Below are 16,190 nucleotides of genomic sequence, written 5' to 3'. Positions count from 1 at the left end.
ATACTCGAATTACGTACCATCTGGGAAAATTATGAAATTCGGCTTCATCACTGTTTGCCTGTTTATTGCGGGTTTAAGCACCTCAGCAATTGCGGCAACAACGTTGAAATTAGATCAGAAGATCGATCTCCTTATGGTTGACGGGCAGAGAATGTCAGGCTCGTGGCTGAAAGGTGCCGATAGCCTCGAACTTGGCAGTGGGCAACACCAAATTCTGTTTAAAGTTGTTGATACTGTCGATGCCCAAACGGGTGCACCAGCGACCTATTTCCCTTCGACATTTATTGCGGCCTTTAACACAGAAAAAGTAGCATCGGTGTCATTTAAGCTGCCGCCGCTGCAAACCCCTCAAGATCGCCAAAACTTTACTGCCCTTCCCCAATATCAATTGCTTGATGAAAAAAATCAGATTATCCCCACGCGTACCGATGCGCTTGTCATTGCTGATAATGAGTTGCTCGATATAGAGCGAAAAATGTCGGAATACAACGCAGCGGCGAAAGGTGCTTCTGTTGCAGGTTTTGCTAGTGCACTGAATGAATCGGTAACCTGGTGATTTTACGCGCAGTCACATCAGATTTTTGATACCCGTTCGCCTTTTCCCGCTTTTATCGCTTTGCACTGAAACAGCGTTTCCGTAATCTGTCCTTACCCTAGCGTCAGCTTTACTACACCAGATTGAAGGACGTAACCATGGAGTTCACCACCCGTACCATCGCCGCGCAAAAACATATTGCGCTGGTAGCACACGACCACTGCAAACAATCTTTGCTGGATTGGGTTGGTACGAATAAACAACAGCTCACAGAGCACACGCTTTACGCCACCGGAACTACCGGAAACCTGATTCAGTCAAACACGGGTCTGCCCGTAAAAAGCATGCTGAGCGGGCCGATGGGGGGTGACCAGCAGGTCGGCGCACTCATCTCCGAAGGGAAAATCGATTTGATGATCTTCTTCTGGGATCCACTTAACGCAGTACCCCACGATCCTGATGTCAAGGCGCTGCTGAGACTCGCGACAGTTTGGAACATTCCTGTTGCAACCAACCGTGCAACGGCGGATTTCCTGGTCAATTCTGCGCTATTTAAAGAACCGGTTCAGATAGCCATCCCTGATTATCAACGCTACCTGCAAGACCGTCTGAAATAATCTCAGCACATCAAAATGGGCCAGCGGCGTGCGGTACATCCGACGCTGGTCTCAGCGGTTAAATGGCATTGTTCCGTTTTAGCTATCCTAGCCGAGTTATCCCAGCAGAATTATCACAGCTTAGCTATCCTGGCTTACGCTGCGTCGGGACGCCTAAACGATGAAGATGTTCAACAAACACCGACGGATTTGTCACGTCCTGTAGCAACCAGACGCGATGTTTCGCCCTCGTCAATGCCACATACAATAAGCGACGTTCCTCTGCATCAGGGAAATCCTCAGGCTCAGGTAGCAGCACCGCTTCAATCACAGACTCTCTTGTCGGAGCCGGGAAACCATCTTTTCCCTCATGCATACCCACGATAATGACGTATTCCGCCTGCTGCCCTTTGCTGGCATGTACTGTCATGAAATCAATGTGCAAGTTCGGCCATTTGGTTGCTGCCTTTTCTAACATCGCTGGGCGCAAATGGTGGTAACGGGCAAGCACAAGAATGCGTTCATCAGCCTTAACAAAGCCGCTCAGTTTATCCAGAAGTGGCTCAAGTTGATCCTGAGGCAGAATGGTTACCGCTTTTTTATCCCCTTTGCTCAGGCTATTCAGGGGTTTCTTTAACTGGTACGGATTCTGCTGTATGAACGTATTGGCAATGTCACCGATGCGTTCATTAAAGCGATAAGTCGTATCCAACGCGCACTGTTCACCTACGCCGAAATGCTGTTCAAACGCCGTTGTCAACGCCAGCTCAGCGCCACTAAAACGGTAAATTGCCTGCCAGTCATCCCCTACAGCAAAAAGACAGGTACGACTATTTTGTCGACGCAGTGCCGCTAACAAACTCGCACGCTGTGGCGAGATATCCTGAAATTCATCCACCAGAATGTGTTTCCAAGGGCTCACAAAGCGCCCTTTATCCAGCAAATTCACCGCCTGATGGATGAGGCCAGAGAAGTCGACCGCGTTTTCGTCCTTAAGCGCTTTTTTCCAGGCTTTCAACAACGGCGCCATTAGGCGAATGCGTTGCTGAAACTCCGCTCGAATGGATTCTGGTGCTTGTTCAACCATTTCACTTTGGCTGCCACCGTGCATACGCATCAACCCTAACCAGCGCTCAAGCCGCCCCGCCAGCCGCCCCGCCAGCTTCGGATCGTTCCAGAAATCACCGTCTGGCACATCCCACTCAAGCTCTTCCGTTAACCAGCGTCGCCATCCGTTAGCCTGTGTTTTTTTCTCAGCACATTGCTGTTGCCAGTGAGAAATCAGTAGTTCACGACGCTGTTTTGCATCACTTTCTAGCTGGCTTATCATCGGAGCTTTACGACTAGCCTGCTGAATGATGTGCAGTGCCAAAGCATGGAACGTCTTAGCTTGAATGTCATCCGTGTGGAGCCGCTCATGGATACGCTCATTCATCTCTTCTGCCGCTTTACGACCAAATGCCAGCAGCAAGATCTGATCGGGCGTCGCCTCTTGTCGATGTATTAACCACGCCGCCCGAGCCACCAGCACGGAAGTCTTCCCACTGCCAGCTCCCGCCAGCACCAATACACCGTCTTCACCATTAATCACAGCTCTACTCTGCGACATATTTAATGGCGAACTCTCCACCGTATCAAAGAAAGGCTGCTCTGCCGCCAGCGTGCGATCCATCCATGCCTGATTCGCCGCAGTGCGCATGTCATCGCCCTGCTCAAGCCAGCGTAAGCAGTGCTGGTAGTTATCACGGCAGTTATCGAAGGTTTCTAATCGGGAAACCGGCAGAGGCAGTGCCGCCAGCGAATCGCGGATGGCACTCTGCAAAATTGACAGAGCCTGACGACTGAACCATTTATCCTGCTGCATCAGTGTTTGAATACTGTCCGTTTGACGCTGTAAAACCTCAGCGCCGATCAGACTCATCTCCTCGCTCCAGTCAAGCCAGGATTTGAGAAGATGCCGGTAGAAAGCCTGCGTTTCCTGCCACTCCGTGCCGTGCAAACGCACTACTTTTCCAGCTGGCAACTCAAACTCCAGCTCTCCCCACACCAGGCCTCTTTTACAGTGAATACTCAGCAGTTGATTAAAGGGGATCAGGTATTCATGCTTATCGCCACTCACTTCGACACCGGCATTCAGTAACCGCACCCGATTGTAAGGATGTTGGGCCAGATGTTTACCTAACGAGGTAGATTTCAGTTCCATGATGTTCGCGCCATGACTATGTGAGAGGATATTTGTCTATGCTTTGTCGTTTCTCTGTTACCTAGTTTACCCGTTATCGGACTTCACGCTCTAGCCTTAAAAACAGGTTAGGATATCCTGATGCTTAATGTGATAATTCTTTTACCATCAGCAAGTTTGGTTACCTTATAAGTGCAGGAGAGACTATGCGTACTGTGTTGAACATCCTTAATTTCGTACTGGGTGGTTTTTTCACCACATTAGCCTGGCTTCTGGCTACCGTGGTCAGCGTGCTGCTGATTTTTACCTTACCGCTAACGCGTTCATGCTGGGAAATCACCAAGCTGTCGTTCTTGCCTTATGGCAATGAAGCCATTCATGTTGATGAGCTACGTCCGGATGAAAAGAGCGCAATTCTGAGTGCTGGCGGTTCTCTGCTGAATATCTTCTGGTTCATTTTCTTTGGCTGGTGGCTTTGCCTGTCGCACATCATTACCGGCATCGCTCAGTGCATTACCATCATTGGCATTCCTGTTGGCATCGCCAATTTTAAAATTGCCGCCATCGCGCTGTGGCCAGTAGGCCGTCGTGTAGTTTCCGTCGAGCTGGCGCAGGCCGCGCGGGAAAATAATGCTCGCCGCCACTACCGCTAACGGCACCTAAGGATATTACGTTGCTCACCTTTGCCCCAGGAATTCGTCGCTATGTGTATAACAGCAGTTGGCTGTATACCATCCGCATTCTCATTGCACTCAGTGGTGCAGCAGCCATTCCCTGGTGGTTAGGTCAGCCAACATCAACCATTCCTGTGACGCTTGGCGTCGTCGCGGCCGCCCTCACCGACCTTGACGATCGCCTCACTGGACGTCTGCGTAATTTGTTCATTACGCTGACGTGTTTTTTTGTCGCTTCCGTTTCAATCGAACTGCTTTTTCCCTATCCCTGGCTGTTCGGCCTTGGCCTCGCAGTATCGACCTGTGGCTTTATCCTGCTCGGGGCATTGGGGCAGCGCTATGCAACTATCGCATTCGGCGCACTGCTGATCGCGATTTATACCATGCTAGGCATTTCGCTTTACGACAATTGGTATCAGCAACCCATCATGCTGCTGGTCGGGGCATTGTGGTATAATTTGCTTACGCTGTTTGGTCACCTGATATTCCCAATCCGCCCGCTACAGGACAACCTCGCGCAGTGCTATCAGCAGTTGGCTCGCTACTTAGATGCAAAAGCCAACCTATTCGATCCTGATATTGAAGAAGAAACCGACAAGCCGCTTATTGACGTCGCGATGGCAAACAGCCAACTGGTTGCGACACTCAATCAGACTAAATCATCGCTGTTAACACGTCTGCGTGGCGATCGCGGCCAGCGTGGGACGCGCCAAACTCTGCATTACTATTTTGTCGCGCAAGATATTCACGAACGAGCCAGCTCATCGCATGTTTACTATCCGCAATTGCGTGAAAAATTGCGCTATAGCGACGTCTTATTTCGCTTTCAGCGCCTGCTGAGCATGCAGGCCAAATCCTGTCAGCAACTGTCACAATCCATTCTGTTGCACCAAAAATATCAGCATGACAGCCGTATTGAGCGGGCTTTTGTGCATCTCGAATCCGCTATTGCGCGTATTGCCGCCAACAAAATGGCGGATTCCGCACAAATCAAAGCACTGACGTATCTATTGAACAATCTGCGCGCCATTGATGCTCAGCTATCAACCATCGAATCCGAGCAAGCTATTGAGCAAGAAAACAACCCTGAAAACACATTGGCAGATGACAAAATCACGGGTTGGAGCGATATCCGCTTACGCATTAGCCGCCATCTGACGCCTCAGTCGGCGCTGTTTCGTCATGCCATCCGTATGTCAGTACTGCTTTGTAGCGGCTACGCGTTGATTCAGATAACGGGTTTGCAACACGGTTATTGGATTCTGCTGACCAGTTTGTTCGTTTGCCAGCCCAACTATAACGCCACTCGGCGGCGGCTGACGTTGAGGGTTATCGGGACATTGACCGGTATTTTGCTCGGCCTGCCCATCCTGTACTTCGTCCCTTCACTGGAAGGACAACTCACGCTGATCGTCATTAGCGGCGTACTGTTTTTCGCCTTTCGCAACGTGCAATACGCGCATGCGACCATGTTTATTACGTTGCTTGTCCTGCTCTGTTTCAACCTATTGGGTGAAGGCTTTGAGGTCGCAGTACCACGTATTATTGATACATTGTTAGGGTGTGCGATTGCGTGGGCAGCGGTGAGTTTTATCTGGCCAGACTGGCATTTCCGCGGTTTACCAACCGTTATCAATAAGACATTGAATGCCAATTGCCGTTATCTTGATGCGATCATGATTCAGTATCATCAGGGGAAAGATAATAGCTTGCCTTATCGCATTGCCCGCCGCGATGCACATAACTGCGACGCAGAACTGGCGTCTGTTGTGTCAAATATGTCTTCTGAACCTCATGCCATCAAAAATAAGCTGGACGGTGCATTCCGCTTCATGTGCCTGAACCATACATTGTTAAGTTATATCTCAACACTCGGCGCACACCGTGGAAAAATCACCTCATCGGAAACATTGCAATTGTTGGATGATGCCGTGTGTCATGTTGATGACGCGCTACACGGCGGAGAAGAGGACAGTTGGCGTATCAATCAGGGATTGAAAACCATTACCACCAGCATTCAATCCCTTTCACCCGAGTCAGACAGCAAAGAATCATTAATTACTCAGCAAATCGGCCTGCTGATCGGCCTCTTACCTGAACTCGTACAGCTAAAAAATGACATGATGACACAGTAAAAACATGCTGTGTTTCTTAGTGCTTTGGTCCTTTGGATACCGCATTGTTTTTATACCATTCCAGTAGTTCGTTGCGGATACCGCGAGGAAGTGCCGCCTGATGCGTGCCACAAATGGCACCAGCGAGCGCCAATAACACATTAACGCTCAGATTAGCCCGGACTTTCCGCAACTCAAGATAGCTGTTTTTCGCGCCATGATGCTGTAATTCATCAACATTCTTTATCCCCGCTTTCCACAGCAGGCGTTCAATATCATGATTAAGATTCGGAAGATCCTTTAATCGCCCGTTTGTGCTTCTGACGGCTTTATCGTACTGGGCGCCCAGCAGCGCCATACGGGCAAAATATAATAGCAGCACAGGTTCTTGCCATAAGGTTTCGTCGACAAGAAAGTAGTTCAACGGGACCGGCATCCCGCGTTTGGTATAAATCAGATTAGGCATATCGCGCTGCTGAAAATATTCTTCATCTTTCTTACTAGCACGAAGATAAAGTTCCCCTTCCGACACCAGTCCAAAAATCATTTTATTTGCTGCGATGCTGTAGCCACCAAATTGGGAACGTGAAGTAATATCCCCCAAAGATGAAAAAGATTGCTGAGATTGCAAAATCCTTTTTTTGCATAATTGCTTCATTGCCGTAATCCTTAGTATTGAAATGATCTCTTCCTGAACAATTAAAATATTCGTAGCAGGAACAAATAATTAAACACAGCCCCGAGGTGGCTTCAAACATAAAATGTGTTTACTGTCTCTTGCATAAGGAATATGCGAAGCGCTTTCAAAAAAATCAGGTTGATTTTCACGCACACAGCGGATACTGTATGTTCATACAGTGTCACTATGGGTAGGACTCATTATGCGTACGCAATCAATCAGCTCTCACAACATCGAGTTGTCATCTTTTTCTGCAAATCAACACGCTGCGGAACCCTCGGTTGCCACGGGCGGAATTATCAGCGAAATCGTGTACAACGCCGATCAGCCCATAGTCACACACCTGTTATTACCGCTCTTACAGCAGTTGGGCACACAGTCTCGTTGGCTGCTGTGGCTTTCTCCTCAGCAAAGATTGAGCCGTCCATGGGTCCAGCAATCTGGGTTACCACTGGATAAAATGGTGCAACTCCACCACATCAACCCTCTATTTACGGTAGATGCCATGGAAAAGGCTTTGCTGACAGGAAATTACAGCGCCGTTTTGTGCTGGCTGCCGCACGAATTGACGGAAGAAGAGAAGGTTCGGTTACGGCACGCGGCGCAGGCGGGAAATACGTACGGCTTTATTATGCGGCCAGAAAATGCTGCAGGGGATGCCTATAGACTGTTTCCTAGCCTTAAAATTCATTCGACATTGTATCATTAAGTAAATTAAGAATTTTCTCAGCTCATCCAAACTATATGTCTTGGCGATCGCCGCAGAGCGGTATTCTGCGGGCTTTTTGGGTATATTTAATACAATCAAAAGGCGTAAGATCTGTCAAAAGCATCTACTATTTGTTAGCAAGTATGTATGAATCGTGCGGTTTTCTTATGACACAAATCACATCATACTTGTAACTTTCTCATCAGGTTGTAGACTTTAACTCGCTGGAGTTGCTCTTTTATAACGTCAGTTGACTGACAGTGAGTCATAAATAAGGGCAAAGTCTCCGACTAAAGGATTTTAACCAAAGGTTTATTAGCCCTCCAGGTTAATTGCCGATTTGGATGATAATGAGGCGTAAAATGAAAAAAACAGCTATCGCAGTTGCAGTGGCACTGGCTAGCTTCGCGACCATCGCGCAAGCAGCTCCTAAAGACAATACCTGGTACACCGGTGGTAAACTGGGTGTGTCTCAATTCCATGATACTGGCTTCTACGGCAATGGTTACACTGGTGTCGTTAACAACCCAATCAAAAGCAAGTTAGGCGCTGGTGCGTTTGTTGGTTATCAAGCCAACCCGTACTTGGGCTTTGAGCTGGGCTACGATTGGCTGGGCCGCATGAAATATGCAGGCTCAACTGCATCAAACGATGACAGTGCTAGCTTCAAGGCACAGGGCATCCAACTGGCAGCTAAATTGAGCTACCCAGTTATGCCAGATCTGGACGTTTATACTCGCCTGGGTGGTATGGTATGGCGCGCTGACAGCCATGCGGCCACATCTGTAAACACGGGTACAAGAGCTGACATCAACAACGACGACACTGGTGTTTCTCCGCTGGCTGCGATCGGTGTTGAATACGCTATCGACAAAAACTGGGCTACCCGCGTTGACTACCAGTGGGTAAGCAACATTGGTGATGCTGGTACCGTTGGTGCCCGTCCAGACAACCTGTTGATGAGTGTTGGCCTGTCTTACCGTTTCGGCCAAGATGATCGCGTAGCACCTGTTGTTGCTCCGGCTCCGACCCCAGCGCCAGCTCCAGTTGTTGAAACCAAGCGTTTCACCCTGAAATCTGACGTCCTGTTCAACTTCAACAAAGCAACGCTGAAACCAGAAGGCCAGCAATCACTGGATCAACTGTACACCCAGCTGAGCTCTCTGGATCCGAAAGACGGTTCCGTTGTTGTTCTGGGCTTCACTGACCGTTTAGGTTCAGAGCAATACAACCAAGCGCTGTCTGAAAAACGCGCACAGAGCGTAGTTGATTACCTGGTTTCTAAAGGTATCCCTGCGAACAAAGTCTCTGCTCGTGGCTTGGGTAAATCTCAACCAGTTACTGGTTCTACCTGTGACAACGTGAAACCTCGTGCTGCGCTGATTGACTGCCTGGCACCGGATCGTCGCGTAGAGATCGAAGTTAAAGGCATCAAAGACGTTGTAACTCAGCCTCAGGCTTAAGTTATTAACGAAAAAAACCTCGCTTCGGCGAGGTTTTTTTATGCTTTTTTACCAGTGGGATAGATGACAAAAATCGATCAGTTTTCGTCATTATTCAGAATGGCTTTAAGATCCTGTTTAAGCAGCGACATCTGGCTGGCATACTTCTCTTTGTGCTCAGCATCTTCGATTAACTGCACAATCGTTTCTGACAAGGTAACTCCACGCCTCTGAGCAAGAGCAGCAAGACGCTGCCAGACCAGATATTCCAGATCGATCGATTTCTTGCGAGTATGCTGGTGCTCCGCATTGAAATGACGCTTACGCCGTGCGCGAATCGTTTGCTTCATCCGATTTTCTAAGGTGAGATTCATACATTGCGCAATCCACTCCAGCACTTTTATCGGCTGGTTTTCCATTTTAAGCAATGCCTGTACGGCATCATCCGCAGCACTTTGCTCCAGAAAACGCGTAATTTCCTCTCCCTCCCGATGCTTCTTCACCAGGTATTTCCATTTCCATCCGCACTCAAGATTTTCTAGTTGTTGATATTTCATATTAAATTCTTCAGTGACCGCGTAACGTTACTTTAAGCATAACAGTTTTCCCTGATTTTGACCGCTTTCTGGCGGCTTTCGGGCAGCTTTTAAGACGATTAACCAAACACGGTTTGAGCTTCAACGTGTGAAAGATGACGGAGAGATGACTCTCCTTATGCGCAGTCCGCATTATTCTTGTATAATCACGCTTTTCCTTTAGACGATTACATTGATACTTTGACCAGTAACCGACTCTCATGGCAGCATTTACTGCCCAATAATACGCCTTATCAAACGCTATTCACTCAGGCAGCTCAACTTGCTCCTGCTGAATTCTCCGCTATTCAGTCGCGTCTGGCAGACAGTCTGACGCTCTTTTGCCACCCTCGTTCCCCTTCCCGCTTTATGCTGTTGAAAGCGCAAGAGAACGATGAATATATGGCATTGATCGCCCGTGCGCTGAGCGCCATCAGGCTAGACTCCGGGGCGATACATGGCAGTAAATATATCATTGAGGGTCGTCATATCCGGGTCGAACCCGCCACGCAGCCTTCGGATAACTTTGCTGCGCAGCAATCCTGTGGCTATCAGGAATGGATTGAACCCGAACAACTCTTCGGCTGTGTACGCAATTTTCACGATGAAATCACCTTGCATCCAGGGCTGATTCATCAGGTTAATGGCGGCACATTGATCCTGTCTGCCAGAGCGTTGCTGGCTCAGCCTTTGATGTGGCTGCGTCTGAAACAGATTATGGCAGAGGGGCTCTATCGTTGGTTGTCTCCAGATGAGCGCAAACCACTTCCTGTTGATGTGCCACCGATGCCGCTTGATATTCGCCTGATTATTCTCGGTGACCGGGAAAGCCTGGCAGATATTCATGATATGGAGCCGGACTTAGGCGAACACGCGATTTACGGTGAGTTCGAAGCGCAACTGCAGTTGATTGAAACAGATGATATGGCGCGCTGGTGTACCTACATCAATGCACTATGCAGCGAGAATCAACTGCCGCTACTGGACGCGGATGCCTGGCCGGCATTAGTCAACATTGCCGTACGCTACAGCGGCGATCAGGGTAATTTACCATTATGCCCACGCTGGTTAATCAGCCAGTTAAAATACGCATCGCTGTACGCCAGAGATGGTCAGATTACCGAGCAGGCGCTGATTGACGCGATTGCCGCTCGCCAATGGCGTGAAGGCTATCTTCGTGAGCGCATGCAGGATGAAATAGAACTGGGCCAGATTCTGATCGAAACAGAAGGCGAAGTCGTCGGTCAGGTTAACGGGCTTTCCGTGCTGGAATTCCCAGGCTACCCCGTTGCCTTTGGTGAGCCGACACGCATCACCTGCGTGGTTCACGCTGGCGACGGCGAATTTACTGACGTCGAGCGCAAAGCCGAACTTGCTGGCAATTTACACGCTAAAGGCATGATGATCATGCAGGCGTTCCTGATTACCGAGCTAGAGCTTGATCAACAGCTTCCTTTCTCAGCGTCCATGGTCTTCGAGCAATCGTATAGCGAAGTTGATGGTGACAGCGCCTCACTGGCAGAGTTGTGCGCACTGATCAGTGCCCTCTCCTTGCGACCAATCAACCAGCAGTTCGCCGTTACCGGCTCCGTCGATCAATTTGGTCGTGTTCAGCCAATTGGCGGCGTGAATGAGAAAATCGAAGGCTTCTTCGAGGTTTGCCAGCGTCGTGGGCTGACGGGTACCCAAGGTGTGATTTTACCTGCGACTAACTTACGCCACCTCTGTTTACAGGAAGATGTCGTTGAGGCTGTACGCGAAGGGAAATTCCACTTATTCCCAGTAGAAACCGCGCCGGAAGCAGTGTCATTACTGACCAATTTCGCTTACGACGATGAGCAGCAGCCAAACCTGTTAGCGGAGATTCGTGAGCGAATTGGGCAACTTTTACCGCAAGAGCGTCGACGTTTCCCTTGGTTTTTCCGTTAAACCAACTGGTTCAACCAGATGCAACAGACTTGCTCAGCGTACAGGTGTACGCTAATCTGCGTGCTTCATTAAAACAAGGCTTACAGAGACCATGGTAGATAAACGCGAATCCTATACAAAAGAAGACCTCCTTGCCTCCAGTCGTGGTGAGCTGTTCGGCCCGCAAGGCCCTCAGTTGCCCGCTCCTAACATGCTAATGATGGACCGCGTCGTTAAAATGACAGAAGACGGCGGTAAATATGGCAAAGGCTTCGTGGAAGCCGAATTGGATATCTCGCCTGACCTGTGGTTCTTCGGTTGCCATTTCATCGGCGACCCGGTGATGCCAGGCTGCCTTGGTCTGGATGCCATGTGGCAGCTAGTCGGCTTCTATCTGGGCTGGTTGGGTGGCGAAGGTAAAGGCCGTGCACTCGGCGTGGGTGAAGTTAAATTCACCGGACAAGTACTGCCAACCGCGAAGAAAGTGACTTACCGCATTCACTTCAAACGCGTAATCAATCGCCGTCTGGTGATGGGGATTGCTGATGGTGAAGTGCTGGTTGACGGTCAACAGATCTATACCGCTGACGAACTGAAAGTGGGTCTGTTCAAAGACACCAGCTCTTTCTAAGCGCCAGACGACACTGCGGGCGAAAAATTTTCGCCCGCGTTATCCCTTCCATTTGTTCGATCGCACCTAACTGCAACCTAAACCACTCGACCTATTATGATGGACTTTTAAGTTCATTGGTGATCGACTGCCGCACATCTTGCGGTATCTTCAATTCCGTCGCTAACGCATCCAAATAACTTTTTTCCATGAAGTGATCGACATCGATTACAGCACAGCTCAGGAAGTAGACCTCAAGTGCTTCTTCTTCATTCTTTACGCCTTTCGCCAGCAAAATCGGGTCAAGCGGTTGTTCTATCGCTTCCTGTACCCAGCGGTGCGCGTCACTTCCTAATTGCAGTTGCTGAATATTGTCATCAATACGTTGTTTCTCGGTCGCATCAATATGACCGTCACTCTTGGCAGCAAAAACCAGAGCCTGAATCAGACGTCGGGCGCGAATATTATCAGCAGAGGATTGGGTACCAAACTGAGGATCATCCTGATGTGTGTCGCGAACGCGTTTCTTATACTGGTTCCACAACACCACGCCAGCCGCCGCACTCCCACCGATGATCAATGCATTTTTACCCAATGAACCCATAATTTTCCGCGCGGACTTATTCGATAGCAACACACCCGCCAAACCGCCCAGCGCCGCAGGCTTCAACATATCGCCAAAATTGCCTTTTTTACCGCCTTGCTGATGATTATCCTCCTTACTACCGGAGCCTAATAAGCCCTGAATTTGTTGCAGCCAATTATTCATTTTCATTCCTCAAGGAAAAGTGACATCACTGATGTGTTGTCACCCATAGTAATGGTGCGGAAGGCGTTTGTTTGTCAGATTGTGTATAACAATGAAAAGTATGGACCGCGGTTTCTACGCGGTCCATTTGAGCGGTTTATCTGACTCTGGCGATGCAGAGAACGTCAGGAGGCAGGTTTCAACGGCGCTTTTCTCACTGGCGTGTTTCCAGCGACATAATAGCGTGCTTTGCTGCGTGGCAGCGGCTGACGGCGGCGGATTCGATCGGCAATTTTCTCAGCGATCATGATAGTCGTCGCATTCAGGTTACCGGTAATAATCTGCGGCATGATGGAAGCATCGACAACACGCAAGCCTTCCATGCCGTGGACACGGCCTTGCCCATCGACGACTGCCATTTCATCCTCTCCCATCTTGCAGGAACAGGAGGGATGGAACGCCGTCTCAGCATGAGTGCGGATAAACTCATCCAGTTCCTCATCCGTCTGAACCTCTAGGCCAGGACTGATCTCTCGCCCACGATATTTGTCCAGCGCGGGCTGCGCCATAATTTCACGCGTAATGCGGATCGCGTCACGAAACTCCTGCCAATCTTGTTCCGTCGACATGTAGTTGAACAGGATGCTGGGGTGCTCGCGGGCATCTTTAGATCGTACCTGAACACGCCCCCGGCTGAGTGAGCGCATAGAACCGACGTGCGCCTGAAACCCGTGTTCTTTCACCGCATTACTGCCGTTGTAATTAATCGCGACGGGTAGGAAATGGTATTGAATATTCGGCCAGGTGAATGCGTCCCGACTACGAATAAAACCGCCTGCCTCAAACTGGTTACTAGCACCAATGCCCGTGCCGTTGAACAACCATTCCGCGCCGATTTTCGGCTGATTAAACCATTGCAACGCCGGATATAGCGATACCGGTTCTTTGCAGGCATATTGCAAATACATTTCCAGGTGATCTTGTAAATTCTCACCGACACCGGGCAGATCGTGTACCACGGGAATATCGAGTCCCTGGAGCAAATCTTTCGGCCCCACACCGGAACGTTGCAGGATTTGCGGTGAGGCAATTGCGCCAGCGCATAGCAGCACTTCGCGACGGGCCTTCGCCGTCTGGGCATTTTCGCCTTTAAAGTAGGCGACACCAACGGCACGTTTTCCGTCAAAGAGAATTTTGTCGGTTAAGGCGTGCGTCACGATAGTCAGATTCTTACGGCTTTTCGCCTGATCCAAATAGCCACGCGCGGTGCTGGCACGACGCCCCTTCGGCGTGACGGTTCTGTCCATTGGCCCAAAACCTTCCTGCTGATACCCGTTGAGATCGTCCGTACGCGGATAACCCGCCTGCACGCCCGCTTCTACCATCGCGTGGAATAGTTCGTTGTTTCCCATCTTCGGTGTTGTCACCGAAACAGGGCCAGCCGCCCCATGGTAGTCATTCGATCCCACATCCCGCGTTTCCGCTTTGCGGAAATACGGCAGGCAGTCGAGGTAACTCCAATCTTCCAGACCCGGCATGGTCGCCCAATTATCAAAATCCATCGCATTACCACGGATGTAACACATGCCGTTAATCAGCGACGAGCCACCCAATCCTTTTCCTCGGCCACATTCCATCCGGCGATTATTCATATGCGGTTCGGGATCGGTTTCATAGGCCCAGTTATAGCGTTTCCCCTGTAATGGGAAAGCTAACGCGGCAGGCATCTGTGTACGAAAATCCAGCCGATAGTCAGGACCACCCGCTTCAAGCAGCAGCACGCTCACATCGCTTTCTTCTGTTAAACGCGCAGCCAACACATTGCCAGCGGAACCGGCTCCGATAATGATGTAATCATATTCCATTAGGCTTTCTCCCCTTCGTTTAAAATACCGAGCGGAATTCACCCAGTTCAACCTGTACAGATTTAATTTGCGTGTAGTGTTCCAATGTTGTTATGCCGTTTTCACGCCCGACACCCGAATGTTTGTAGCCGCCCACAGGCATTTCAGCCGGAGATTCTCCCCAGGTGTTGATCCAGCAAATCCCCGCGTCCAGTTGATGAATAACCCGATGTGCCCGATTCAGATCTTGGGTCACAATGCCAGCCGCCAGCCCGTACTCACTATCATTAGCGCGGCGGATAACTTCATCCTCGTTCTGATACGTCAGAATACTCATGACTGGACCGAAGATTTCTTCTCGGACAATCTTCATGTCGTCTCGACAGTCAGTGAACACCGTAGGAGCAACGTATGCGCCCTGTGCATAATCACCGTCTGTTATAGGTTCACCGCCCACCAGCACGCGAGCGCCCTCTCGTTTTCCGCTTTCGATATAACGCAGTACGGATTCCCTGTGCGAGAAGCTAGCCAGCGGACCAAAATTCACCAGCTCGTCAGTCGGATCGCCGATACGGATCCGCTGAACGCGCGCTAGAATTTTTTCCTCAAACTGCGTCTGCAATACCAGTGGTACGAAGACACGCGTGCCGTTGGTACACACCTGCCCTGAACTGAAAAAGTTCGCCATCATGGCGATATCCGCCGCCTTATCCAGATCGGCATCATCAAAAATGATCAACGGCGATTTCCCGCCCAGCTCCATCGTGACCTCTTTTAGCGTCGAACCTGCGGCATTGGCCATGACCGTTTTCCCACTGGCGATCCCTCCAGTGAAAGAGACTTTGGCAATACCTGGGTGAGTGGTCAGCGCCTGACCAACGGATTTCCCGGTTCCGGTCAGCACGTTAAATACGCCTGCCGGTAACCCAGCCTCAGTGTAGATTTCCGCCAGTTTCAGCGCGGTGAGCGATGTGACTTCACTGGGTTTGAAGATCATCGCGTTGCCTGCCGCTAGCGCGGGTGCAGATTTCCACAACGCAATCTGAATGGGATAGTTCCAGGCACCGATGCCAGCGACAACACCAAGCGGTTCACGGCGGGTGTAGGCAAACGAGGTATCGCGTAGGGGGATCTGCTGGCCTTCCAGCATAGGAATCAACCCCGCGTAGTACTCCAGAACATCGGCACCGGTCACGATATCGACGGTACGCGTTTCCGAGAGCGGCTTACCAGTGTCATGCGTTTCAAGCAACGCGAGCTCATCATTGCGCTCACGCAGGATATCAACGGCGCGGCGTAAAATGCGCGAACGCTCCATCGCCGTCATCGCCGCCCATACCTTCTGCCCTGCGGTAGCGGCGCTGACCGCGCGATCAACGTCAGCAGCAGTGGCCGACTGGATGCAGGCAATAATGTCACCATTCGCGGGGTTCACCGCATCAAACGTATCGTTACCCGTGCTATCGACATAGGTGCCGTTGATATAAAGTTGTTGTAAACCGTAGCGAGACATAAATTCTCCTGTCTGATGACTGCCCGATCACACCTCCGGGCAGAGAAGGCAAAATAATAAG

The 16,190-nt window shown here is 50.1% G+C and carries 14 protein-coding genes; 8 read left to right on the top strand and 6 right to left on the bottom strand.

Going from position 1 to position 16,190, the window contains the following annotated elements; genetic code table 11:
- The first annotated feature begins 31 nt into the window (after positions 1-31).
- Both DUT67_RS08335 and DUT67_RS08330 read left to right on the top strand, forming a co-directional pair.
- Complete coding sequence (locus DUT67_RS08335; RefSeq protein WP_113632546.1) at positions 32-556, top strand: DUF2057 family protein; 525 nt, start codon at positions 32-34, stop codon at positions 554-556.
- 137 nt (positions 557-693) lie between these two features.
- Complete coding sequence (locus tag DUT67_RS08330; RefSeq protein ID WP_048259637.1) at positions 694-1,152, top strand: methylglyoxal synthase; 459 nt, start codon at positions 694-696, stop codon at positions 1,150-1,152.
- Between the two features lie 124 nt (positions 1,153-1,276).
- Here DUT67_RS08330 and helD read toward each other — a convergent pair whose 3' ends face one another.
- The gene (helD, locus tag DUT67_RS08325; protein WP_113632547.1) at positions 1,277-3,334 is read right to left on the bottom strand and encodes a DNA helicase IV; all 2,058 of its coding nucleotides are present in this window, start codon (positions 3,332-3,334) and stop codon (positions 1,277-1,279) included.
- A 185-nt stretch (positions 3,335-3,519) separates the two neighbouring features.
- Here helD and DUT67_RS08320 point away from each other — a divergent pair, with 185 nt between their 5' ends.
- A complete protein-coding gene (locus DUT67_RS08320; RefSeq protein WP_048259634.1) occupies positions 3,520-3,966 on the top strand; it encodes a YccF domain-containing protein in 447 nt (148 codons plus the stop codon).
- A 20-nt stretch (positions 3,967-3,986) separates the two neighbouring features.
- A complete protein-coding gene (gene yccS / locus DUT67_RS08315; protein ID WP_113632548.1) occupies positions 3,987-6,122 on the top strand; it encodes a YccS family putative transporter in 2,136 nt (711 codons plus the stop codon).
- A gap of 16 nt (positions 6,123-6,138) precedes the next feature.
- On the opposite strand, the gene DUT67_RS08310 is transcribed toward yccS, so the two are convergent.
- Positions 6,139-6,759, bottom strand: a complete 621-nt coding sequence (locus DUT67_RS08310) for a TfoX/Sxy family DNA transformation protein (protein ID WP_113627748.1) — start codon at positions 6,757-6,759, stop codon at positions 6,139-6,141.
- Positions 6,760-6,982: 223 nt separating this feature from the next.
- Between DUT67_RS08310 and sulA the strand changes: the two genes are divergently transcribed.
- Together sulA and ompA are read left to right on the top strand one after the other, a co-directional pair.
- Positions 6,983-7,489 carry an SOS-induced cell division inhibitor SulA gene (gene sulA / locus DUT67_RS08305; RefSeq protein ID WP_113627747.1) on the top strand — a complete coding sequence of 169 codons (507 nt, stop codon included), beginning with the start codon at positions 6,983-6,985 and terminating at the stop codon, positions 7,487-7,489.
- Positions 7,490-7,851: 362 nt separating this feature from the next.
- Positions 7,852-8,952, top strand: a complete 1,101-nt coding sequence (gene ompA / locus DUT67_RS08300) for a porin OmpA (RefSeq protein WP_113627746.1) — start codon at positions 7,852-7,854, stop codon at positions 8,950-8,952.
- Between the two features lie 77 nt (positions 8,953-9,029).
- Here ompA and matP read toward each other — a convergent pair whose 3' ends face one another.
- Complete coding sequence (gene matP, locus DUT67_RS08295; RefSeq protein WP_113627745.1) at positions 9,030-9,488, bottom strand: macrodomain Ter protein MatP; 459 nt, start codon at positions 9,486-9,488, stop codon at positions 9,030-9,032.
- A gap of 177 nt (positions 9,489-9,665) precedes the next feature.
- Between matP and DUT67_RS08290 the strand changes: the two genes are divergently transcribed.
- Together DUT67_RS08290 and fabA are read left to right on the top strand one after the other, a co-directional pair.
- Entirely contained in the window at positions 9,666-11,435 is a 1,770-nt protein-coding gene (locus DUT67_RS08290; protein ID WP_113627744.1) for a Lon protease family protein, read from the top strand.
- A 91-nt stretch (positions 11,436-11,526) separates the two neighbouring features.
- Positions 11,527-12,045 carry a bifunctional 3-hydroxydecanoyl-ACP dehydratase/trans-2-decenoyl-ACP isomerase gene (gene fabA / locus DUT67_RS08285; protein ID WP_048259627.1) on the top strand — a complete coding sequence of 173 codons (519 nt, stop codon included), beginning with the start codon at positions 11,527-11,529 and terminating at the stop codon, positions 12,043-12,045.
- Between the two features lie 94 nt (positions 12,046-12,139).
- Here fabA and DUT67_RS08280 read toward each other — a convergent pair whose 3' ends face one another.
- The 3 genes from DUT67_RS08280 to betB form a co-directional block, all read right to left on the bottom strand.
- The gene (locus DUT67_RS08280) at positions 12,140-12,793 is read right to left on the bottom strand and encodes a tellurite resistance TerB family protein (protein WP_101781804.1); all 654 of its coding nucleotides are present in this window, start codon (positions 12,791-12,793) and stop codon (positions 12,140-12,142) included.
- A 164-nt stretch (positions 12,794-12,957) separates the two neighbouring features.
- Positions 12,958-14,637: a choline dehydrogenase gene (betA, locus tag DUT67_RS08275; protein WP_113632549.1), complete on the bottom strand. Its 1,680-nt coding sequence runs from the start codon at positions 14,635-14,637 to the stop codon at positions 12,958-12,960.
- 19 nt (positions 14,638-14,656) lie between these two features.
- A complete protein-coding gene (gene betB / locus DUT67_RS08270; RefSeq protein ID WP_101781808.1) occupies positions 14,657-16,129 on the bottom strand; it encodes a betaine-aldehyde dehydrogenase in 1,473 nt (490 codons plus the stop codon).
- Positions 16,130-16,190: the final 61 nt, after the last annotated feature.

This window comes from Pectobacterium peruviense, assembly GCF_003312355.2.
Taxonomy (GTDB): Bacteria; Pseudomonadota; Gammaproteobacteria; order Enterobacterales; family Enterobacteriaceae; genus Pectobacterium; species Pectobacterium peruviense.
Note: the sequence above shows the minus strand (reverse complement) of the source record. Positions and strands in the feature narration are given on the sequence as shown.